This window comes from Pedobacter albus (assembly GCF_036324255.1).
In the GTDB taxonomy this organism is placed as follows: domain Bacteria; phylum Bacteroidota; class Bacteroidia; order Sphingobacteriales; family Sphingobacteriaceae; genus Pedobacter; species Pedobacter albus.
The window spans coordinates 903747-923919 of record NZ_JAZDQT010000002.1 but is presented as its reverse complement, the minus strand read 5'-3'; the positions used below and the strand labels follow the sequence as shown (position 1 = coordinate 923919).

21 protein-coding genes are annotated in these 20173 nt (G+C 45.6%); 5 read left to right on the top strand and 16 right to left on the bottom strand.

What is annotated here, in order from left to right; translation table 11 throughout:
• Nucleotides 1–3: 3 nt before the first annotated feature.
• Nucleotides 4–846: a head GIN domain-containing protein gene (locus VRU48_RS13820; RefSeq protein WP_330108504.1), complete on the top strand. Its 843-nt coding sequence runs from the start codon at nt 4–6 to the stop codon at nt 844–846.
• Between the two features lie 119 nt (nt 847–965).
• On the opposite strand, the gene hutH is transcribed toward VRU48_RS13820, so the two are convergent.
• Entirely contained in the window at nt 966–2453 is a 1488-nt protein-coding gene (hutH, locus tag VRU48_RS13815) for a histidine ammonia-lyase (RefSeq protein ID WP_330108503.1), read from the bottom strand.
• Nucleotides 2454–2585: 132 nt separating this feature from the next.
• The gene (locus VRU48_RS13810) at nt 2586–3599 is read right to left on the bottom strand and encodes a Gfo/Idh/MocA family oxidoreductase (RefSeq protein WP_330108502.1); all 1014 of its coding nucleotides are present in this window, start codon (nt 3597–3599) and stop codon (nt 2586–2588) included.
• A 76-nt stretch (nt 3600–3675) separates the two neighbouring features.
• Here VRU48_RS13810 and VRU48_RS13805 point away from each other — a divergent pair, with 76 nt between their 5' ends.
• Complete coding sequence (locus VRU48_RS13805) at nt 3676–4020, top strand: hypothetical protein (RefSeq protein ID WP_330108501.1); 345 nt, start codon at nt 3676–3678, stop codon at nt 4018–4020.
• 78 nt (nt 4021–4098) lie between these two features.
• On the opposite strand, the gene VRU48_RS13800 is transcribed toward VRU48_RS13805, so the two are convergent.
• The 7 genes from VRU48_RS13800 to VRU48_RS13770 all read right to left on the bottom strand — a co-directional run bounded on the left by VRU48_RS13800 (nt 4099) and on the right by VRU48_RS13770 (nt 11496).
• Nucleotides 4099–4776, bottom strand: a complete 678-nt coding sequence (locus VRU48_RS13800; RefSeq protein ID WP_330108500.1) for a YiaD family glycine zipper/OmpA-like lipoprotein — start codon at nt 4774–4776, stop codon at nt 4099–4101.
• Nucleotides 4777–4996: 220 nt separating this feature from the next.
• The gene (locus tag VRU48_RS13795; protein ID WP_330108499.1) at nt 4997–5692 is read right to left on the bottom strand and encodes an ABC transporter ATP-binding protein; all 696 of its coding nucleotides are present in this window, start codon (nt 5690–5692) and stop codon (nt 4997–4999) included.
• A gap of 5 nt (nt 5693–5697) precedes the next feature.
• Nucleotides 5698–7170, bottom strand: a complete 1473-nt coding sequence (locus VRU48_RS13790) for a DUF5687 family protein (protein ID WP_330108498.1) — start codon at nt 7168–7170, stop codon at nt 5698–5700.
• Nucleotides 7171–7173: 3 nt separating this feature from the next.
• Nucleotides 7174–8454, bottom strand: coding sequence for a replication-associated recombination protein A (locus tag VRU48_RS13785; RefSeq protein ID WP_330108497.1), 1281 nt, complete (start codon nt 8452–8454; stop codon nt 7174–7176).
• Between the two features lie 71 nt (nt 8455–8525).
• The gene (locus tag VRU48_RS13780) at nt 8526–9743 is read right to left on the bottom strand and encodes a DEAD/DEAH box helicase (RefSeq protein WP_330108496.1); all 1218 of its coding nucleotides are present in this window, start codon (nt 9741–9743) and stop codon (nt 8526–8528) included.
• A 483-nt stretch (nt 9744–10226) separates the two neighbouring features.
• Nucleotides 10227–10964 (bottom strand): DUF4197 domain-containing protein, encoded by a 738-nt coding sequence (locus VRU48_RS13775; protein ID WP_330108745.1) that lies wholly within the window; start codon nt 10962–10964, stop codon nt 10227–10229.
• 196 nt (nt 10965–11160) lie between these two features.
• Nucleotides 11161–11496: a carboxypeptidase-like regulatory domain-containing protein gene (locus tag VRU48_RS13770; RefSeq protein ID WP_330108495.1), complete on the bottom strand. Its 336-nt coding sequence runs from the start codon at nt 11494–11496 to the stop codon at nt 11161–11163.
• Between the two features lie 100 nt (nt 11497–11596).
• On the opposite strand from VRU48_RS13770, the gene VRU48_RS13765 reads away from it, so the two are divergent.
• From VRU48_RS13765 to VRU48_RS13755, 3 genes are read left to right on the top strand one after another with little or no spacing between them, the layout of a single operon-like run.
• Nucleotides 11597–12175, top strand: coding sequence for an RNA polymerase sigma factor (locus VRU48_RS13765; RefSeq protein ID WP_330108494.1), 579 nt, complete (start codon nt 11597–11599; stop codon nt 12173–12175).
• On the top strand, nt 12165–13433 hold the full coding sequence (locus tag VRU48_RS13760) for a carboxypeptidase-like regulatory domain-containing protein (protein ID WP_330108493.1): 1269 nt from the start codon (nt 12165–12167) through the stop codon (nt 13431–13433). The genes VRU48_RS13765 and VRU48_RS13760 overlap by 11 nt, the downstream gene beginning before the upstream one ends.
• A 45-nt stretch (nt 13434–13478) precedes the next feature.
• The gene (locus VRU48_RS13755; RefSeq protein ID WP_330108492.1) at nt 13479–14093 is read left to right on the top strand and encodes an FMN-binding negative transcriptional regulator; all 615 of its coding nucleotides are present in this window, start codon (nt 13479–13481) and stop codon (nt 14091–14093) included.
• 24 nt (nt 14094–14117) lie between these two features.
• On the opposite strand, the gene VRU48_RS13750 is transcribed toward VRU48_RS13755, so the two are convergent.
• The 7 genes from VRU48_RS13750 to VRU48_RS13720 all read right to left on the bottom strand — a co-directional run bounded on the left by VRU48_RS13750 (nt 14118) and on the right by VRU48_RS13720 (nt 20144).
• On the bottom strand, nt 14118–15419 hold the full coding sequence (locus VRU48_RS13750; RefSeq protein ID WP_330108491.1) for an inorganic phosphate transporter: 1302 nt from the start codon (nt 15417–15419) through the stop codon (nt 14118–14120).
• A gap of 8 nt (nt 15420–15427) precedes the next feature.
• Nucleotides 15428–16069: a DUF47 domain-containing protein gene (locus tag VRU48_RS13745; RefSeq protein ID WP_330108490.1), complete on the bottom strand. Its 642-nt coding sequence runs from the start codon at nt 16067–16069 to the stop codon at nt 15428–15430.
• A gap of 60 nt (nt 16070–16129) precedes the next feature.
• On the bottom strand, nt 16130–17173 hold the full coding sequence (locus tag VRU48_RS13740) for a sensor histidine kinase (RefSeq protein WP_330108489.1): 1044 nt from the start codon (nt 17171–17173) through the stop codon (nt 16130–16132).
• 215 nt (nt 17174–17388) lie between these two features.
• Nucleotides 17389–18036 (bottom strand): HD domain-containing protein, encoded by a 648-nt coding sequence (locus VRU48_RS13735; RefSeq protein WP_330108488.1) that lies wholly within the window; start codon nt 18034–18036, stop codon nt 17389–17391.
• Nucleotides 18037–18101: 65 nt separating this feature from the next.
• On the bottom strand, nt 18102–18353 hold the full coding sequence (locus VRU48_RS13730) for a helix-turn-helix domain-containing protein (protein ID WP_330108487.1): 252 nt from the start codon (nt 18351–18353) through the stop codon (nt 18102–18104).
• 117 nt (nt 18354–18470) lie between these two features.
• Nucleotides 18471–18944, bottom strand: a complete 474-nt coding sequence (locus VRU48_RS13725) for a hypothetical protein (RefSeq protein WP_330108486.1) — start codon at nt 18942–18944, stop codon at nt 18471–18473.
• A 12-nt stretch (nt 18945–18956) separates the two neighbouring features.
• Nucleotides 18957–20144, bottom strand: coding sequence for a THUMP domain-containing class I SAM-dependent RNA methyltransferase (locus VRU48_RS13720; protein ID WP_330108744.1), 1188 nt, complete (start codon nt 20142–20144; stop codon nt 18957–18959).
• Nucleotides 20145–20173: the final 29 nt, after the last annotated feature.

Below are 20173 nucleotides of genomic sequence, written 5' to 3'. Positions count from 1 at the left end.
CAGATGAAAACAAGTAATAAATTATTAATCGCATTTGCGGCCTCGCTGATCCTGTTGCCAATTTTAGGCATGGTGTATAGCTCGCAGGTATTGTATACCGATGCCAAAAACTGGAAGGCGGAAGCCAGAAAAGACGACAGCTTTAGCCAAGCTTCGGCCAATATGGAGAGCAAGACATTGTCGGCCTTCCAATCGGTAAATATTGCCAACGGAAAAGGCATGTATTTCAATATCCGTTTGATTAAGGATGACAAATACGGCGTAAAAATCCCAAACAACGATAAAGATCTGATAAAGTTGGAAGTTGATGCACAAGGCAAGCTACAGGTAACGCTTAACGATAAGGGCAACGAAAACAGGTACGTTACCCTGCTTATTTATGCGCCCGATACGAAAAGCATCAGTTTAGAAGAAGCTGATGGCGTAGCTCTTAATGCCAAAGCCGATTCGCTGGCCATTAGCCTTAAAAAAGTAAACCGATTGGTTTTCGACGGCGAAACAGCCATCAGCAAATTGAGTGTAGCTACCGAAGACGTAAGCGAAGTGAACATAGAAAAAGAGATAGCCAAATCTTTATACCTCAATCTTAAGAATACGGCATTTACCAGCGAGTGGGCCTCTTATCAAGACCTAAACATTACAACTGCCGGAAATTCGACCATTACCGTAAAAGGCGACGATCGCCAGGCAAAAGGATATAGCATCCAAAACCTGACCTTAAATACGACAGAAACCGCTAAGATAAACTTAGAAAACATGACCGTTAGCAATTGCAAGGGCTCGCTTTCTGACCAAACCTTGGTGAGCATGCCTGCCGTAAACCTGAAGCAGTTGTTTAACAAGTAATAACCGCCAAATAAACTAATCAAAGCTAGGCTTGCCACAAGCAGGCCTGGCTTTATTTAAAACTAAACAAAATGATTTTTCTGCTGCTCATCATCATTATCATCTGCCAGTTTTTGTAACTACAAGGCAGCTTGGCGCATGAAAAGGATAGAGGCCTGGATATCTTTGGCCAACAATCTATCCGCATCGTTAAAGGCAACAGTCTGACGATAGGCGCTTACCAGTTGCTCCACCTTGGGCGATGACTGTTCAGGTCGCCTTAAATCGAGTGCCTGACTTGCGGTAAGTAGTTCTATCGCTAAAATTCTTTCCAAATTATCGCAAACACGCAGGCACTTGGTAGCCGCATTGGCACCCATGCTCACGTGGTCTTCCTGGCCGTTGCTGCTCACAATGCTATCAACAGAAGCAGGTGTACACAGCTGTTTATTCTCGCTGGCAATAGAAGCCGCGGTATATTGCGTAATCATCAATCCCGAATTTAATCCGGCATTTTTTACCAAGAAAGGAGGCAAGCCTCGTGTGCCCGAAATCAGCTGGAAGGTTCTTCTTTCCGATATCGAGCCTATTTCGGCCAGGGCTATGCACAGAAAGTCGAGGGCCAGGGCCAAAGGCTGCCCGTGAAAGTTTCCGGCAGAAATGATCATGTCTTCGTCTGGAAAAACATTGGGATTATCGGTCACCGAATTGATCTCTGTTTCGAAAACAGAAGTTACATAATTGATGCTGTCTTTACTGGCGCCATGTACCTGGGGTACGCAACGGAAAGAGTAGGGGTCTTGGGTTTGTTTGCCTTTTCTGGCCATCAACTGACTTCCTGCCAACCAATTTTGAATGTTTTTGGCGGTGTCTAGCTGACCTTGATGTGGCCTGATCTGATGGCTGAGGTTTAAGAAAGGATCAAGTCGACAATCGAAAGCATCCAGGGCAATCGCAGTAATGGCATCGGCCCAAGCCGTCATGTTTTGAGCTTTTAACAGGCAATAACAGCCATAGGCACTCATAAATTGCGTTCCGTTAATCAGGGCCAATCCCTCTTTGCTTTGCAGGGTAAGGCTGGTCCAGCCCAATTCCTGATAAAGGGCTGTCGTGCTTATTTTCTGGTTCTTGTACCAAACTTCTCCCTCGCCAATTAAAGGCAGGGCCAGATGGGCCAAAGGCGCCAAATCGCCAGAAGCACCCAAAGAGCCTTGGGTATAAATAACCGGTAGTATGTCGTGGTTGTAAAAATCGACCAAACGCTGTACGGTTGACAAGGCTACTGCCGAATGGCCATAGCTTAATGATTGGATTTTGAGCAACAGCATTAATTTAACGATCGGCTGCGGTACTTCGGCACCGGTACCACAAGCATGCGAAAGCAACAGGTTATGTTGCAGCTGGGTTAAGTGTGCCGAATCTACCTTGACGTTTTGCAGGTAGCCAAATCCGGTATTGATGCCATAAATCGGGTCTTCGTTATCATTCAGTTTATCGTCCAGGTATTTGCGGCATTTTTCAATGCGGGCAATCGCCGTGTGAGAAAGGCTGATGTTTTTTTGCGCGTTAACCAGTTGTTGGATAACGGCCAATGATAGCGGTTGTACGCCGATTTCGTAATTTGCCATGGGTCTTATATTTGGTGCCCAAAAGTATAAATAATGCTTAATTTAACACAATTGGAGCGTATGATTTTTCGAGTTGGGTTGGAAATGCTAACACTTGCAAAGCTTTACGAACTTCGCAAGTGCTGCAGGGGCTTAGTGCTCCAAAATCTCTAATTGGGTAATAATATCGGCTTCGGTTATTGGATAAGGCACATCGTTTACAATGTTCTGGTAAACCGCTTCAAACAAGCCTGTGTAATCTCCTTTTTGAGAAGGGATTAAAGAAGTTTCGCGGTCTCCATCGGCGGTTACTACCGTGAGCTTGCCTTCGTTGTTCGGATATTCCCAGCCATATTGCACATCGGTAGGTTTGATGCCTTTTAGCAACTGTTCCTCCTGTACGTCGGCATGGTTCTTTAAAAACGAGCCCTGCATACCATTGAGCACAAAGGCTGGTTGGATGTCGGCGACCAGCATGCTGGCCGTTAAAAAAACATTGAGCTCGTTGGGATAACTGAGCTGGATGGCAAAATAATCGTCCACCTTGGTGTTTTCCCTGTTGTGGCTCAATACCTTATGAAAACTCTTCGGTTGGCCAAATAAACTGATGGCCTGATCAAGCAAGTGCGGTCCCAGGTCGTATTGCAGGCCGCTGGCGGCCATAGGTTCTTCTTTAAAGGTTTTGGGACCAATTTCGTTGCGGTAACGGTCAAAACGGAAATGTACTTCAACCAACTTGCCCAGCATGCCACTTTCTATGATTCTTTTTACCGAATTGAAGCCGCTGTCGTACCTTCTGTTCTGGTAAACCAAGGCTTTTTTGCCCTGGCTTTTGGCCAGCTCGAACAGTTCTTTGGCCTGGGCACTGGTTGCGGTAAAAGGCTTCTCTACCAAAATATGCTTTCCGGCCAATAAAGCCTGCTTGGCATAGTCGTAATGCGTATAGTTTGGGGTATTGATGATAACCAGTTCAATCGAATCGTCGGCAATGAGTTCGGCTACGCTGTCGTAGCTTTTTACTGTCGGATAATCGAGTACCGCCTGTTTTTTGTTGCGTTCGGTAACGGCCGATAGCTGAAAGCCGGGGTGCGTGCTCACAAATGGGGCATGAAAAACCTTGCCCGACATGCCATAGGCCAAAAGGCCGGTGTTGATTTTACGGTTCATAACACAAAGCTAAAAAATTGACGTAGATGTGCGTTAACGATGGCGAGGTAAACGCCTATAAATGTATATTTGTGACATGAAACCAGCAGAAACACATGCCAAATGGAAAGTTTTGCAGGAAAGGATCGCCAAAGAGTTTGATTCTGAATTACCAGATCTAAAAGTCGTACTCTTTTTAATCGGCGTTCAGGAGCTGGGTCAGGGACCAAGGAAATACAGCAAGAGGCAAAAAGAAGAGCTGATGCATATTGCCACCTGTAGGCTGCTGAGCGAGATGGGCTTTTACGAGCTCGAGGGCCTGGACCAAGACGGCTGGCCGCATTGGAAACTGGTTAAGCCGGTTCCGTCTTATGCCATGATGGAACAGGAGCTATTGCTCAAATCGCTGGCGATCGGCTATTTTGCAGACATCTATGAGTAAAACTCAAGAAGGCAACAAATAAAAAGTCCCGATTTTGTCGGGACTTTCTGTTATATAGGTAAATAGAACTCGCTATGATTAACCTGCTTTTTGGGCTTCTTTTTTCAATTGGTCGTTAGCTACGATTACAATCTCTACCCTACGATTGGCGGCTCTGCCAGCATCGGTTGCGTTATCGGCAATCGGCTCAGAGAAACCTTTACCCACTGTAATTAAACGAGCAGGAGGAACACCTTGTGAAACGGCATAAGCTTTAACGGCTGCAGCTCTTTTTTCTGAAAGGGTCATGTTATATTGCTCGGTACCACGGCTATCGGTGTGGCCGATTACCTTGATGTCGGTACCTGGATATTGGTTGATCGAAGCGGCCAAGCTTTGAACGTTTTGTTTGGCGGCGTCTTTAAGGTCAAATTTGTCGAAATCGAAAAGAATACCGCTGTCAAATTTCACAATGATACCTTCGCCTTCGCGGATTACTTCTGCATTTGGAATAGCATTTTGGATTTCGGCAGCTTGTTTATCCATACGCTTGCCAATAAAACCACCGGCAGTACCGCCAACAGCTGCACCAATAATGGCACCTACAGCAGTATTACCTGCTTTTTTACCAATAATACCACCAATTACGCCACCTGCTGCCGCGCCAATACCTGCACCTTTTTGCGTATTGGTTAAACTGTCGCAACCTTGAAAAGTCATTGCGCCTATAGCAAAGGCTACACTTAATGTTGCTATTTTGAATCTTGAAGTCATCATTTTATTACAATTTTGATTTAATGTTTGTTATTTATTCAAAGGTAATGCCAATTCTGCAATCTTGCTTAAAATAAAAGCCAATTTGCGGGTTATCGACTGTAATACCGTATTTTAATTGTATCACCCAAGGCATTAGCCTTAAGGAAACTTGGTCAACCTCTACCTCAGGCAAGGTACAGATTGACCATATTTGTATACATGTTTGTTACATGCAGTCGATTTATTCCGAGAAGTAGGCTTCCAGTTCTTTCAGCGTATTTTCGTCGGTTTTAAAGTCTTTGATGACTACGCCTTTTTCCAGCAGGATAATCCTGTCGCATACATCGGTTACGTGGTTCAGGTCGTGGCTTGAGATCAAGGTGGTAAGGCGATGCGTAGCCTTTAGCGATTTAATCAGTGTTTTGAGCCTAATCTGCGTTGTAGGATCGAGGTTGGCAAAAGGCTCATCAAGTATCAAGAGCTCCGGTTTTTGCATCAAGGCGGCTGCTATGCCTACTTTGTTCTGGTTGCCTTTCGAAAAATCGCGGATATATTTGCCACGGTTCAGGATTTCGCCGTTAAAAAACTCTTCGTATTGTTTAAGGTAATCGGCCACGTGCGCTGCGCTCAGGTTGTGCAGGCTGCCAATAAACATGAAATATTCTTCAGGTGTCAGGTAATCAATCAAAAAGCCTTCGTCCAGGTAAGAAGCGGTATAGTCTTTCCATTTGTCTGTAGAGGCCACGTTTTCGTTTTTTGAAAGCACCTCGCCGGCATCGGGTCTGATCAAATCGAGCAGCATCCTGAAAAGCGTGGTTTTACCAGCGCCATTGTTGCCAACCAGGCCAATGGTTTCGCCATCGCGGATGGTCAGGTCCGGAATATTAACTACGGTGCGGCCACCATAATGTTTCTGTAAATTTCTAATTTCTAACATATATCTTATTCTCTAAAGCCTTCGGCTATTTTGTAACGTTGTTTTTCAAATCTTTTAACAATATAATTAACCCAGAATCCGCGCATCAGCAACATGATGAGGCCGAACAAAGAAACGACGATCAGTCCGAGGTAAGGCTTGTTCATGATGCCGAATGGAACATAAAGCAAAATCGGGGTCAACACATAAGGGAACATCAGCAGCCATTGGGTTGCGCCTGTGCCCTGATAATTGAAACTGGCGGCTTTGGTAATATCCAGTCGCTTGTAATTTAAAGTGGCCAGGTAAAGCACGATCACCGTTCCGAAACCAATATTATACAGGTAGGCGGCCAGGTGCAACAGCAACAGTTTCGGACTGATGAAACCATAAAAACTGGCCAACAGGGTAATAATGGTACAAGAAATGGTAAAGAGCAGGAATTTGGCCTTTATAAAATCCTTGAAGTTGATTTTGTTGCTCAAAATACCGTCAAAATGGGCGCTTTGCCAAGCAAACATGAACTGCCCGTAAATAATGATGGAGATACCTGTCATAAAAATGGCGGCAAACATCATTTGTCCGAAGGCATTTTTGGCAATCACGGGTTCCTTGTAAAAGATAAAGCCATAGCACAAAAACAAAAAGCTCATGAAAAGCGCCGAACGCGGGCGTTTATGGCGCAAAATTAGTTTCAGCTCTAAAGCCGCCAATTCGCCAACACGGCCAAAACGGTTCAGGAAAGCATAATCGGTACTTACCTTTTTCTCTTGTCCGCTGCTCAGCTCTTCGGCATACAGGTTGTTGCGCAGGTAGGTGGAGTTGATTTTGAAGATGACAAAGGCCAGCAACGTAAAAACAAAACCGATATAAGGATACAAAGCCAATTTGGAGAAAACAAAGTTACTGGCCGCCATTACCGAAATCACCTTGTAGTATTCCAAAGCTGCAAATCCGGCAAAAATGGCCAGGCCTACCACCGTAAACCAGATGTTGGCAATCGATTTTCTTTTAATGTACAGCACCAGGTAGTTGTTGAATACTGCCAACGATAGCACGGAAACAATGTACATCAGTAGGGTAAACACGCCGTAGGCTGGTGCAATCTTGATAAAGAAAAACGGAAAAAAGATAAAGAACGGCCAAAGGTTAAAAGCCGAAAACAGCGCCTTGATATTGAGGAACTGAATGATTTTACTTTTCGAAATCCGGAGGTGCAGGTAGGGAATAATACTCAGCGTAGGCAATTCCTGTAGCTGTAGGCGCATGATGAAATCGAAGGCAAAATAATAAAGGATCAGCCCGTTAAAACTGACAATGACATCTTGGCCAGGAAAGAATTTGGGCAGAAACTTGGTCATGCCAAAGCCAACGCCAATAGCTATGGCCAAGAAATAGAGCATAAAAAAGACCAGTACAATTTGTGCCGCAATGCTGCCAGCCTTGTTTCGGCTGCGCCAAAAGGCCTTCCTTTGATGGTCTAAAAAAATAGTTAGCATAGATTAGTAGTTATATTTGTTTTTCCAATTCTGTTTTAGTTTTTCCCGCAGTTTTTCTTCTGCCGGATTTTTGCCCGGATCGTAAAGCTTGGTGCCGCTCAGTTCTTCGGGGAAATATTCCTGTTCGGAGAAATTGCCTTCGAAGCCGTGCGAATATTGATAATCCTTGCCATAACCGATGTTTTTCATGAGCTTGGTTGGCGCATTGCGGATATGCAGGGGTACGGGCAGGTTGCCGGTTTGCTTAACCAAGGCCTGCGCTTTGTTGATGGCTTCGTAAGAGGCATTGCTTTTGGGCGATGAGGCCAGATAGGTTACGCATTGCGATAAAATAATCCTGGCTTCGGGATAGCCGATTACATTGACCGCGGCAAAGCAGTTGTTGGCCAGCAACAAGGCATTGGGGTTAGCATTGCCAATATCTTCCGAAGAAAGAATAACCAGCCTGCGGGCAATAAACAGTGGATCTTCGCCACCTTCTATCATCCTGGCCAGCCAATAAACCGCGGCATTGGGGTCGCTGCCTCTAATAGATTTGATAAAGGCCGAAATAATATCGTAGTGTTGCTCTCCGGCTTTGTCATACAGCGCCAGGTTCTGCTGGGCATGCGCCAATACGTTTTCGTTAGTGAGCGTAATTTTGTCACCACCAATGCCGTTAATGGCAATTTCGAGTACATTGAGCAGCTTGCGAGCATCGCCACCCGATAGGCGGATGAGGGCTTCGTGCTCCTTGATTTTAATCTGCTTTTTTTGAAGGATTTCGTCCTTTTTGATGGCAGTTTGCAATAAAGAAACCAGCTCTTCTTCGGTCAGTGCCTTTAAGATATAGACCTGGCATCGCGAAAGCAAAGCCGAGATGACCTCGAAGGAAGGGTTTTCGGTGGTGGCGCCAATCAGCGTAACCAAGCCCCGCTCAACTGCCCCCAGCAAACTGTCTTGTTGCGATTTGCTGAAACGGTGGATCTCGTCAATAAACAAGATGGGCAGGCCCATGAAACTGTCTTTCAGCGCAGCTGCACGGTCAATCACATCGCGAATATCTTTTACCCCCGAATTGATGGCGCTGAGGTTAAAAAACGGCCGGTCTAGGTTTTGCGAAATGATAGAAGCCAAAGTGGTTTTGCCTACGCCCGGAGGCCCCCAAAAAATCATGGAGGGCAATTGTCCGCTTTCAATGGCTTTGCGCAAAACCGCATCTGGACCAACCAAATGCTTTTGTCCCACATACTCGTCCAAATTTTGTGGACGCATCCGTTCTGCTAAAGGAGGGAGGTTCTGCATAGCCTAAAGGTATAGAATTTGAACCAAAAATTAGCAAGCAATTGGCATATTGCAAGTGCTTTTCTATTTTTTTAGCTGGCTGCAGGCTTCGGTTTTTTCTTGAAGAACTTCTTTTTCTTTTTGTAAGGTTTCTTCTCGGCCATGGCCTCTTCTTTGGGTGCTTCGCCCAGGTGCTCGGGTAAAGGCATGCGGTCTATCTGGCGTTCAATCAGTTTTTCGATGTTGGCCAATTTGCGTTTGTCTTTGCCGTTAACCAGGGTAATGGCGGTGCCGGTGGTGGCTGCCCTTGCGGTTCGGCCAATCCGGTGGATATAGTCTTCGGCATCGTGCGGCGCATCGTAATTGATAACCAGGTCTATGCCAGTTACATCAATGCCGCGGCTCAGCACATCGGTGCCGATCAATACGTTCAGCTTGCTGTTCTTGAAATCGAGCATGATGGCTTCGCGCTCCTTTTGCTCCAAATCGCTATGGAACGAGGCGGCTTTTAGGCCCATTCGTTTAAACACCTTGCCCAGTTCCTTTACTTTTTCCTTGCGACCGGCAAAAACAATGATGCGGTTGTAAGTGGCCGATTTTAATATTTCGGTCAGCAAAGGCACTTTTTGGTCGTCGTGTATCAGGTAAACCTGTTGGTTGATGCCTTCGGCAGGTTTAGATATCGAGATGTTGATCTGCTCGGGTTCGGTTAATAAATTGCTGGCCAGTTTCCTGATTTTGGGAGGCATGGTAGCCGAAAACATTACGGTTTGACGTTCTTTGGGCAGATAGCCTACAATTTTCATGATGTCTTCGTAAAAGCCCATGTCCAGCATCCTGTCGGCTTCGTCAAGCACCAAATATTGCAATTGGTCCATTTTAAGCAGGCCCGACGAGAGGTGCGCAATTAAACGGCCCGGGGTGGCAATAATAATGTCTACGCCTTCGCGCATCGATCTTTTTTGCTGTTCGTAGGCAATGCCGTCGCCACCGCCATAAACGGTTAGCGAACTGATATTGGTAAAATAAGAAAGCGCTTCTACCTGAAGGTCTATCTGCTGTGCCAATTCGCGGGTTGGGGCCAATATCAATGTGGTATTGTGTCGCTCATGCTTTTCGGTCAGCATGTGCATAATCGGCAAAAGATAGGCGCCGGTTTTCCCGGTGCCGGTTTGGGCACAGGCAATCAGGTCTTTTTTTGCTAAAATTAGTGGAATGGCCTGTTGCTGTATGGGCGTTGCATTGCGGAAGCCCATGGCCAATAAACCCTCTAAAAGCTCGGGGTTGAAGTTAAAATCCTTAAAATCCAAATGTTTATCTGTAAAATACTCGATAAAAGTACCTCAAATAAAAGCCAAAAACAAATTAAACGCCCGTTCGAATTGTTGTTTTTCTGTTAATAATCACTTTATACGGATTGGGTTTCTTTGTAAAAATTGCAAAGGTAACCAGATTAATATCATCGAAGCCGGGCCGAGAGGCCTGGCTTTTTGGTATCGGTACATGTGGCCGTGGACATAGACAATCATAAAAGAATGGCCAAAACATAAAAAAGCGTCCCAATTTTGTCGAAACGCTTTTCTTTAACTGTTGGTTAGGTATGCTTTGCCTGCCCTACACGGATCGCCCGTTCACAGGACTTTTTTTCGTTGATTGTTGTTGTTTTTTCTATAGGTGGCTTCTTCTTTTTTTGATAGAACAAGCTAGCAAGAATTTGGTTTTAATTGGTGAAATTTTTATTAACAAATCAACAATTTATGGGTGGCAGAAAGCGTAGCCCCAATAGTTGTACTTTATTTCTTTTTATTGTCGGCGTAGCCAAATACCTTTTGCAGCAAAGTGGTAGAGCGGGCATTGAGGTTGTCCCTAATCTTAAGCTCTTCTTGCGCTACTTGAATAAACATGCCGTCAATAGCTTTTTGTGCCACATAGTTCGATAAATCGGTATTTACCGGTTTCACCAAAGGCAGTTTGTTGTAGGCCGTAGCAGCATCGCCCCAGTATTTGGTAGCCCCTACCTTGCCTAGGCTGTTGTTGATTACCGGCTTGAATTTTTCCATCAGCTGTGCAGTGGTTACGCGTTTAAAATATTGCGTAGCTGCATCTTTGTCGCCCAGCAGAATGTTGGTGGCATCGGCAATGGTCATTTGCTTAACCGCCGAAAGGAAAATAGGCTTGGCTTCCTTGGCAGCATCTTCGGCTGCGCGGTTAATGCTCAGGATTACATTGTCGGCCAAAGCATTTAAGCCTACGCTTCTCAGTGTTTTTTCAACTTTTTGTGCTTCAGGCGGAAAAAGGATCTTAACGGCCAAGTTGCCAAAAAAACCGTCTTTCGCCGAAAGCTTGTCGGCTCCCTCCGAAGTTCCGATTTCGAGGGCCTGTTTAATGCCCTGCCCGATTTCTAAGGAGGTAGGGGTACCACCAGTAGGAATTTGTTTTAAAATGTTGCCGATTTTCGATTGGCTCTGCACGTCGCAGCTGCTGAGGCACAATATCGCTCCAGCGGTAAAAAATAAACCTAGTTTTTTCATCATCATCTTTTCAATGGTTAAAGAGCGGAAAAGACGGATGGCTAGCGTTTATGCAGTGCCCTCCTCATCGCCGTTTCTATCGGCAATATTAAGCAAATCTTTTGCCAAGATAAATACTCGCCAGATTTTTAAATAATATAGCTCGAAATGGTGCTATTTTGTGACGGTTGCCAAGCGTAGCTAAATAGATTCCTGCCTATTTTCCGCCTACAATTATGGTATGCTTGGGGTCAATCGGGTTGGGCTCGAGTTTGATTTCGATCTTTTTCTTTCTGGTTAAAGTAAGGGTCTGTGTTTTGTAGCCGAGGTAAGAAACCACGAGGATTTTATCCCGTTTGTCGATGTCGAGCTTGAATTGGCCGTTGCGGTCGGTTGCTACTTGGGTTTTGCTGGGCATGGCCTTCACGCTGGCCGAGGGGATCCCAGAACCATCTGATTTGTCGATTACCGTTCCAGTAATGGTTTTGGTAGTCGAAGTTTTAAACCCAAACAGGATGAGCAGGATTAAAATAGGGAGTAATAATTTTTTCATGAGCCTCAGGTTTTAGGAGATGATGGCAGCTTTCTCAGATTTCCATAGCCACAACGGAAAATATTTTTTATAATTGGATAAGATTTAGCAGCGGCCCACATTGAAGTTTATCAAAAATACCACCAAGATTAATCAGCACGACGATTCTGAACTGATTGCAGCCTATCAGAAAAGCGGTGATTTGGAGGCATTGGGCTCGCTCTACAACAAATACATGCACCTGGTTTTTGGGGTTTGCTTCAATTATTTTAAAGACGAAGAGCAGAGCAAAGACGCCGTGATGCAGATTTTTGAAGAACTGGTCTTGAAACTGAAGCTGCACCAGGTACAGAACTTCAAAAGCTGGCTCCATGTGCTTACCCGAAACCACTGTTTAATGGCCTTGCGCAAGTCTGCAAAAAATCCTACCGTAACTTTGGAAGATAATTTTGTGGAAAACGAGGATTTTGTGCATCTAGCTATTGACGATGCAAAAGAAACGCAGCTTACCCTGATGGAAAAGTGCATGGAAACCCTGTCTGAAGAGCAAAGGAAGAGTGTTGAGCTGTTCTACCTGCAGGAGAAATGCTATAAGGAAGTTGCCGATATAACCGGTTACGATATGCTCAAAGTGAAGAGCTATATCCAAAATGGGAAAAGAAATTTGAAAATTTGCATAGAAAAGAACAGTGAGCTATAACGAGTGGATAGATATTGAAGTATTGGAAGATTACCTTGATGGTAAGCTCGATGCCAAAATGATGCATCAGGTGGAAAAACTTTCGCTTGAGGATCCCTTCGTGGCCGAAGCCCTAGCCGGCTTGAGCCAATCGCCCAAACGTGCCCAGTCTTTATCCCTGCTCCAAAAACAATTACAGGAGCGCATTGCCCAAAAACCGATTGAACAAAAAAGATGGCGCCTAACTTCGCAACGCTTAAGTATTGCGGCTGCCGCTGCCGTACTTTTTGTGGTGGCTAGCCTCTTGTTTTGGATGAGGGAAAGCAACAACCGCGAACAATTGGCCAAGCAGCAGCCTAAGCAGGTAGAAGTGAATGCCGCGCCTCAAGTTGCCGATAACAAAGCCGAAAAACCTGTTGCGCCAGTCGCCGATGTTGCCGTGGCAACCGAAATTGATAAAGCCTTGGCCACTGTCAAAACCAACAGCCTCGCCAAACTCAACGCCAAGGAGAAAGCCATTGCCAAAGCCAATGCAGCTGATATGTTGGCCAAAAAAACGGTTGCAGAGGCAAGTGACAGAAGCGAAGCAAGCGTAGCGGCAGCTGCGCCAGCGCCAGTGGCTATGCAGGCCCGTGTGCTTAAAGTAGATAGCCTGAGCAACGTGGCCGTGGCCAAAAGAGAAGCCAGGCCTTTAAACCAAACCCTGAGTGGCCGGGCACCGGGCATTACCTTTGCCCCTGATATTTTTAGTGGCAAGGTCATTTCCAAAATAGATGGTTTGCCAATTCCGGGTGCCGATGTGAAGGTACTGAACACCAACATCAGAACCCTGACGAACAGCAAAGGCGAATTTAGCCTGCGCCTTGACAGCAGCAACAGCCAAAGCCTAACCGTTAATTATTTGGGCTTTAATGCCAAAGAAGTAAGTACCAAAGCCAATAAAGCCATCATCGAATTGGAGCCGAGCGACAAAGCCCTGCAAGAAGTAGCGGTGGTTGTTGGCAAGGCTAAAATAGAGGCGCCTACGCCAGTCGATAGCTGGGCCAAGTATAGAGAATACCTGAACAACAACAATAAGCTTTACAAAGGTACGGTGGCCAATAGAAACGTATTGCTCAGCTTTGAGGTCGATACCAAAGGCAGGCCAAGCAACATCAAAGTGGTAAAGGGTTTAACCAAGGCCGAAGACGATGAAGCCATCCGTTTGGTTAAAGAGGGGCCAAATTGGGTCCGGCATCATCCTTCAGATTCCAAAGTAGAATTGAGCATCGAGTTTTAGTTGCTGCAATTTCTGGTCTGTTGTTCATGCAAATCCCCCTTTAAAATGTACAAAAGTTCTAAGTTTGAAGAAAAAGATGCCCAAAAAGTAGGGGCGTTTATGCAGGCGCATCCTTTTATCACCTTAATCGGTTTTGATGGAATTTGCCCTGTAGCTACCCAAGTACCGGTTCAGGTTTATCAAGATGAGCAAGGCCTGCGCATTGTTGGCCATGTGATGAAAAAAACCGACCATCACGAAGCTTATGCCCGAAATGAAAACGTGTTGGCCTTGTTTACGGGTGCTCATGCCTATGTAAGTGCCTCGGTTTACGAAAATCCGGCAGTGGCCTCCACTTGGAACTATAGCTCGGTGCAGGCCAAAGGCAAAATCAGGCTGATGGACGAAGCCGAAACCCGAGAGGTGATTAAACAGCTAACCAACAGCTACGAAGATCCGGCAACGAGCAAAGCGGCGTTTCACCGCATGACAGATGATTACATTGAGAAGAACCTCAAAGCCATCAGTGGTTTCGAAATCAGGGTAGAGCACTTGGCCAATGTTTTCAAGCTGAGCCAAAACCATACGGAAACCAACCGCAAACAGATCATCGAAAACCTGGAACAGCATGGCGATGCCGATGCGCAACAGGTAGCCCTTGAAATGAAAAAAAGGCTTTAAGTTAAATCTTAAAGCCTTTTTATATTAGTGGATAAATATGCTTAACAGGTAGTAGACCAGTGCCGCCAATACCGCCGAAACAGGTATGGTGAGTATCCAGGCCCAAATCAGTTTTACGGTTACGCCCCATTTTACCGCCGATACGCCCTTGGTTAAGCCAGAACCGATAATTGAACCGGTAATGGTGTGCGTAGTACTTACCGGAATTTTAAGATGCTCGGTAAAATATAAGGTTAAGGCACCTGCAGTTTCAGAAGTTACACCCTCGAATGGCGTTACCTTGGTAATTTTAGAACCCATGGTTTTTACAATCTTCCAACCGCCGCTCAGTGTTCCGGCTGCAATGGCGCTGTAACAGGCCAATGGAATCCAATCAGGCATTTGTCCGGCAATTTCTTCGCCGTTGGCTCCTTTTGAAGGCAGGATTACGTGTAGCCATGAAGGCAGGCTGTCCATAGATACGCCGCTGGTATGGATGTAAACCACTACGGCAGCTGCGATAATACCCATTACTTTTTGCGAGTCGTTGCCACCGTGGCCCAAACTAAACGAGGCTGATGACAAGAGTTGCATCTTGCGCAACCAGGCGGTAGATTGGGTTTGGTTGAGGCTGCTAAAAATGAGGCAGAAAAAGCTGACCGACATCACGATAAAAGCAACTAGCAACCATTTGATGTTATGGGCCTCGAGCACTACGCTCCAAAAATGCGATTCGAAGCGTGGGTGTTTGATTTCGTGGTAAAATTTAATCTGGGTGTAAATGTAAATACCTACTACCAGCATTAAGGTGAGGGTAAATATTTTTGGCCAAATGCTCTTTTTAGAAGAGTGCAAAAACCAAATGGAGATAAAGTAGGAGATAACCGCCCCGATAACCGGAGCCAGCACAATAAAGCCCAAGATTACCAATACACCGGTAGGCATTTCGCCGGCCTTGCCTTCTTTATACCAAAGTACTACGTTAAAGCCGGCATGGGCAATGGCGGCGCCTGCAAATCCTCCAATCAGGGTATGCGATGAACTGGAAGGAATGCCCAGCCACCAGGTTAACAGATTCCAAATGATGGCTGCGATTACGCCGGCCAGAATAACCACCAGGTTGATTTCCATGGTGTTGGCGGTCTTGGCCACCGTATCGGCTACGCCAAAACCAAATACCCAATAAGCCAAAAAATTAAAAAAAGCTGCCCAAAGTACAGCCTGAAAAGGTGTTAACACCTTGGTGGCAACAATGGTAGCTATGGCATTGGCGGCATCATGAAAGCCATTGATGTAGTCGAAAATCAGGGCTAATACAATGATGACGAAAAGTAGGGTTAAAGTCATAGTTTTTGTTAGGCGTTTTTAACCAAAATAGATTCAAGCACGTTCGCCGCATCTTCGCATTTGTCGGTTGCGATTTCGAGCGTTTGCAAAATCTCCTTCTGTTTAATCAATTCTATCGCGTTGGTTTCAAACTCAAATAAACGGGCAATGGCCAAGTTGCAGGCGTAATCGGCCTGGTTTTCGGCACTGTTGATCCTTACACAGGCATCGGCAATTATGCGGATGTTTTTGAAGCTTCTCAATTCCTTGATCGCTTTTTCCAAGTCGGCACACATTTCTACAAGCAATTCGGCCAGTTTTACCATGGCATCGCCAATGTTCACCATGTTGTACAGCTCGATGTTGCCAGCCGAAGCGTGGATGTAATCGGCAATATCGTCGATGGCGCTGGCCAAAGAGTGGATGTCTTCGCGGTCGAAAGGCGTAATGAAGTTCTTGCTCAGTTCGATAAAGATGGTGTGCGTAATATCATCGCCCACGTGCTCAAGGCGTTCTACTTCCTTGATGGCTTCTTTTCTTTTCTCTAAGTCGGTGGTGGTTACCACGACCAATAATGCTTCTGCAATCTTTAAAACGTTGCTTCCGGCTTGTTCAAATAAAGGTTGGAATTTTTTGTCCTTAGGGGTAAAGAAGCTAAAAATGCTATTCATACTCATTAAATATGGTACAAAACTAAGTTTGCTATGTTAAGTTAATGTTAACTCTTGCAACTATTTTAATAAATCGTTCTGATTGGCCTTTTCGAGGGTAAATGCAAAAGTAGTTCCGATGTTGGGCGTGCTGCGCACCGAAATGGTTTGCTGGTGGGCCTCCAAGATGTGCTTTACGATGGCCAAGCCCAAACCGGTGCCGCCTTCTTTGCGCGATCGGTGCGAATCGATGCGGTAAAAACGCTCAAACAGCCTGTTCAGGTGCTTCTCTTCAATGCCAATGCCGTCGTCGGTTACCTCAATCAGAAACTGGTCGTGCAGCTCGAATATCTTGATGGCCGTAGCGCCGTTTTCATTGCCGTATTTGATGGAGTTTTGGATCAGGTTGATCATCACCTGCCTTATTTTTTCCTTGTCGGCATACACCATGGTTGGCCCGGTGTACTTGTCCTTAAAGTAAAGCTTGATTTTATTGGTCATGGCCCTGTCTTCCAGGCTGTCCATTACTTCTTTGGCCAGCACCACAAAGTCGAATTTCTGGAAATTGATGGGGATTTCGCCGGTTTCGAGCTTAGAAATCGAATCGAGGTCGTTGATGAGGTAGCTTAAGCGTTCTACATTGTTTTCGGCCTTTTTCAAAAATTTGATGGCCGTTTCCGGATCGTCGGCAATACAGTCTTGCAAGGTTTCGATATAACCCTGTATGGCAAATAAAGGCGTCTTAAATTCGTGCGATACGTTGGAAAGAAATTCCCGCCTAAACTGTTCCTGTTTTTTAAGGAGCTCGATTTCGCGTTTTTTGGCGCCCGCCCATTCTTTTACCTCTTGCTCCACATCGTTAATGGGATCTGAACTTACATATTCGCCCAACGCCTCTTTCAAATCTTTGCCCAGTTTCAGGTTGTGGATGAGTTTGTAAATGAGCTTGATTTTGCCGTAAATGTATTTCTCGAGCAAATAATAGAACACCAAAAAGCTGGTTACAAAAGAAATCCCGAACGAAATGAGCAGGTAATACCAGCTGCCCTGAAAGTGGAAATTGACCAAGCCGATGGAAAGGCCAACTGCAAGAGCCGTGATGAGAACAAGTACGCTTAACTTCATAAGGCTAATTTACAATTTATAAGTTAAGCCAATGTTAAGTAAAGTGTTAAAAGCAAATGGTTAATGGCTGATAGTTCATAGTCCATAGTTGATGGTTGATGTGGCGAAGAAGTTAGCCATAAGATTTCCATTGCTCCATGCTGCGCCCTGACTATGGACAATGAACCATGGACCATCGACTATAGACTCTCGACTATCGACTTCCCGACTTCAAGCTAAGCCCTGCCTTCCCACTCGGCATAAAACTGCTCCAGGTAGTCGAGCATAAACTGATGGCGCTTTTCGGCCATGGCTTTGCCGGTTTGGGTTTTCATCAGGTCTTTCAGCAACAACAGCTTTTCGTAAAAGTGGGTGATGGTAGGCGCTGTGGTATTTTTATACTCTTCCTTGGTCATGTTCAGCTTGGGCGCAATAGCCGGATCGTACAATACGCGGTTTTTGTAGCCACCGTAGGTAAAGGCTCGGGCAATGCCGATGGCACCAATCGCATCCAAACGGTCGGCATCCTGCACAATGTCCAATTCTTTCGAAGCAAAGGTGAGCGTGCCAAAGCTGGCTTTGAAGGAAAGGTTTTTGATGATCTGCTGCACCTGCACGATGATGGGTTCGGCCACATCAATGCTTTTCAGGAAATCGCCGGCTTTTTGCGGACCGATTTCTTCGTCGCCGCCATTAAACTTGCTGTCGGCAATATCGTGTAGCAAAGCCGCCAATGCCACAATCAGCTCGTCGCCTTTTTCGATGGCATTAATGGTTTGGGCGGTTTTGTAAACGCGTTCAATATGGAACCAATCGTGGCCCGCTTCGGCGCCTGCCAAGGTTGCCTTTACAAATTCGATGGTTTTTGAAATGATAGCCTGCATGTGAAAAATATGAGCCTGCAAGTTATCGCGAATTTTGTTGCCAAATGCCTTTTGTTGAAAAATGTTTAGGCAAAGGGACCCAGATTGCCTGCCTTTTCGGGGTAAAGCAGTTGCATCACTTCAACTTCCAAAATCACGGCAATCTGGAAAAGCCTGTCGAGGGTAATTTTGCTGTAGCCCAGCTCTATTTTGCTGTATGCATTTTGCGAGATGTCGAGTTTGGCCGCCAGGTAATCTTGGGTGTAGTTTTTCTGCTCCCTTATTTTCCTGATCGTGGAAGCGACTTCATGCATCTGCTGTTTTGCCTTATCTTTCATGTGGTTGTGTAGGGTTGATCTGAAAGAATAAACAAAAAAAAGCGCCTGTGGTTTTGAAATAACTAAGGATGTTGAAATTTTCTGTGGATGGCGACCTGTCGAACCGAGATTGAAAGCCTAATACAGGCCCCAGTCGTCTTCAAAATCGTCTTTTTCGAAGTGCTGTACCCAGATTTTGAACAGTTCCCTGAATTTGTCGATTTCGGCCACCACTACATCCCTGTCGCTTTTGCTACAGTTTTCATATAAATACGAGGCTTTTACCTGTGTTTCGAGCTCGCGGGCATTGGTGCGGATGATAGAGGCATTTTCCATCCGAAGCACGTAGATATCGCCGCCTTCTGCACCCATAATTTTGGGGCAAAGCATCATGGCGTTTTGCATGATGAGCGATTTGGTCATGTCGGCCATTTCGCCTTTTAGGGTTTCGCAAAAAACGACCGCGTATTTGTAAACCTGCCTGGCCTGGTTGTACAGGTTTTTGGCCCTTTCCAATTTGGGCTGGTTTTTCCAGTGCTCGCCTTCTTCATCGTACCTGAAATGCTTGAAATCATCCCATTCAGGTAAATCGTTCATGCCTGCTAAATCCATAGGTATATGTTTTTAGGTTCTCTTCGGCCTTTCCTCGTCGGGCCTTCTCGAGCCGTCGTATAGTTCGTATTCGAGTAGGCGGCAATCTAGTTTGCCGTTGTAAAATTCTATCTTTTTGTCGGCCTTTAAGCCAATTTTCTTGGCCAGGTCGGGGTTTCCGGTAAAGATGTAGCCAAAATAGCCCTTGCATTGTTTCTTCATAAAGTCGCCCATTCTTTTATAGGTGAGCTCCAGTTGGCTGTGTACGCCCAGGCGTTCGCCGTATTCGGGATTGAACACCACTACGCCCTTGCCGGTTTGAGGCACCTGGGTGCGTTCGAAATCGCAAACTTCGAAGGTAATGAGGGTATCTACGCCAGCGGTTTTGGCATTTCTGCGACTCACTTCAACGGCATCTTCAGAAAGGTCGGAAGCTACAATTTGCAAGTCGACGTTTTTAATCACCTGTTCTTTCAAAATTCTTCTTTCGGCAAAGAAAACTTCTTCGTCGTAACCCAAAATGTGCATAAAGCCATAATTCATGCGGTAAAGGCCCGGCCTGCGGTTGGTAGCCAACAAGGCAGCCTCAATGGCCAAGGTTCCAGAGCCACACATGGGGTTTACAAAAGGCGATTTTTGGTCCCATTGGGTAGCCAAAATTACGCTGGTAGCCAAGGCTTCGAGCATAGGCGCCTTGCCCGGAATTTTGCGGTAGCTGTGCTTGGCCAGGGTTTCGCCGCTGGTGTCTAAAAAAACATCAACTTCGTTGTCTTTCCAATAAAGGTGAACCACGGTTTTGTTGGCATCGGAGCCAGAATTTGGCCTGATGCCTTTTTGAGCTTTGATACGGTCTACAATGGCATCTTTTACCTTAAGGTTGGCAAAAAGCGGCGTGGTAATGGTCGGGTTGTCAACGTTCGAAGTCACCGAAAAATAGCCCGAAAAATCGATCAATTCTTCCCATTCCATGGCTACTAGGCCTTTGTAGAGCTCGTCGGGGTTGCTGGCATTAAAGCTATTGATGCAATAGAGGATCTGGCTGGCGCACCTCAGGTTAAGGTTAAGCTTGATGCACTCGGTTAGGGTAATGTTGAGCTCAACACCGGTAGAAAATGCGCGTACAATGGTATAGCCCAGTTCTGCAACTTCTTTTTGCAGGTAGGGCGAAAGTCTTTTGTTGCAGGTTACAATAACCTTGCTCTTGTTGTGGAAAACTTGCATCATATAGATTGCGAAGTTATCAATAAAAA

Bases quoted from the DNA above. Each gene is read 5' to 3' on its own strand.
- VRU48_RS13770 (WP_330108495.1), bottom strand. From the start codon at position 11,496: ATGAAAAAATTATTACTCCCTATTTTAATCCTGCTCATCCTGTTTGGG.
- hutH (WP_330108503.1), bottom strand. From the start codon at position 2,453: ATGGCAAATTACGAAATCGGCGTACAACCGCTATCATTGGCCGTTATC.
- VRU48_RS13775 (WP_330108745.1), bottom strand. From the start codon at position 10,964: ATGAAAAAACTAGGTTTATTTTTTACCGCTGGAGCGATATTGTGCCTC.
- VRU48_RS13800 (WP_330108500.1), bottom strand. From the start codon at position 4,776: ATGATGACTTCAAGATTCAAAATAGCAACATTAAGTGTAGCCTTTGCT.
- VRU48_RS13745 (WP_330108490.1), bottom strand. From the start codon at position 16,069: ATGAATAGCATTTTTAGCTTCTTTACCCCTAAGGACAAAAAATTCCAA.
- VRU48_RS13805 (WP_330108501.1), top strand. From the start codon at position 3,676: ATGAAACCAGCAGAAACACATGCCAAATGGAAAGTTTTGCAGGAAAGG.
- VRU48_RS13750 (WP_330108491.1), bottom strand. From the start codon at position 15,419: ATGACTTTAACCCTACTTTTCGTCATCATTGTATTAGCCCTGATTTTC.
- VRU48_RS13720 (WP_330108744.1), bottom strand. From the start codon at position 20,144: ATGCAAGTTTTCCACAACAAGAGCAAGGTTATTGTAACCTGCAACAAA.
- VRU48_RS13820 (WP_330108504.1), top strand. From the start codon at position 4: ATGAAAACAAGTAATAAATTATTAATCGCATTTGCGGCCTCGCTGATC.
- VRU48_RS13735 (WP_330108488.1), bottom strand. From the start codon at position 18,036: ATGCAGGCTATCATTTCAAAAACCATCGAATTTGTAAAGGCAACCTTG.
- VRU48_RS13740 (WP_330108489.1), bottom strand. From the start codon at position 17,173: ATGAAGTTAAGCGTACTTGTTCTCATCACGGCTCTTGCAGTTGGCCTT.
- VRU48_RS13790 (WP_330108498.1), bottom strand. From the start codon at position 7,170: ATGCTAACTATTTTTTTAGACCATCAAAGGAAGGCCTTTTGGCGCAGC.
- VRU48_RS13810 (WP_330108502.1), bottom strand. From the start codon at position 3,599: ATGAACCGTAAAATCAACACCGGCCTTTTGGCCTATGGCATGTCGGGC.
- VRU48_RS13755 (WP_330108492.1), top strand. From the start codon at position 13,479: ATGTACAAAAGTTCTAAGTTTGAAGAAAAAGATGCCCAAAAAGTAGGG.
- VRU48_RS13725 (WP_330108486.1), bottom strand. From the start codon at position 18,944: ATGGATTTAGCAGGCATGAACGATTTACCTGAATGGGATGATTTCAAG.
- VRU48_RS13785 (WP_330108497.1), bottom strand. From the start codon at position 8,454: ATGCAGAACCTCCCTCCTTTAGCAGAACGGATGCGTCCACAAAATTTG.
- VRU48_RS13795 (WP_330108499.1), bottom strand. From the start codon at position 5,692: ATGTTAGAAATTAGAAATTTACAGAAACATTATGGTGGCCGCACCGTA.
- VRU48_RS13730 (WP_330108487.1), bottom strand. From the start codon at position 18,353: ATGAAAGATAAGGCAAAACAGCAGATGCATGAAGTCGCTTCCACGATC.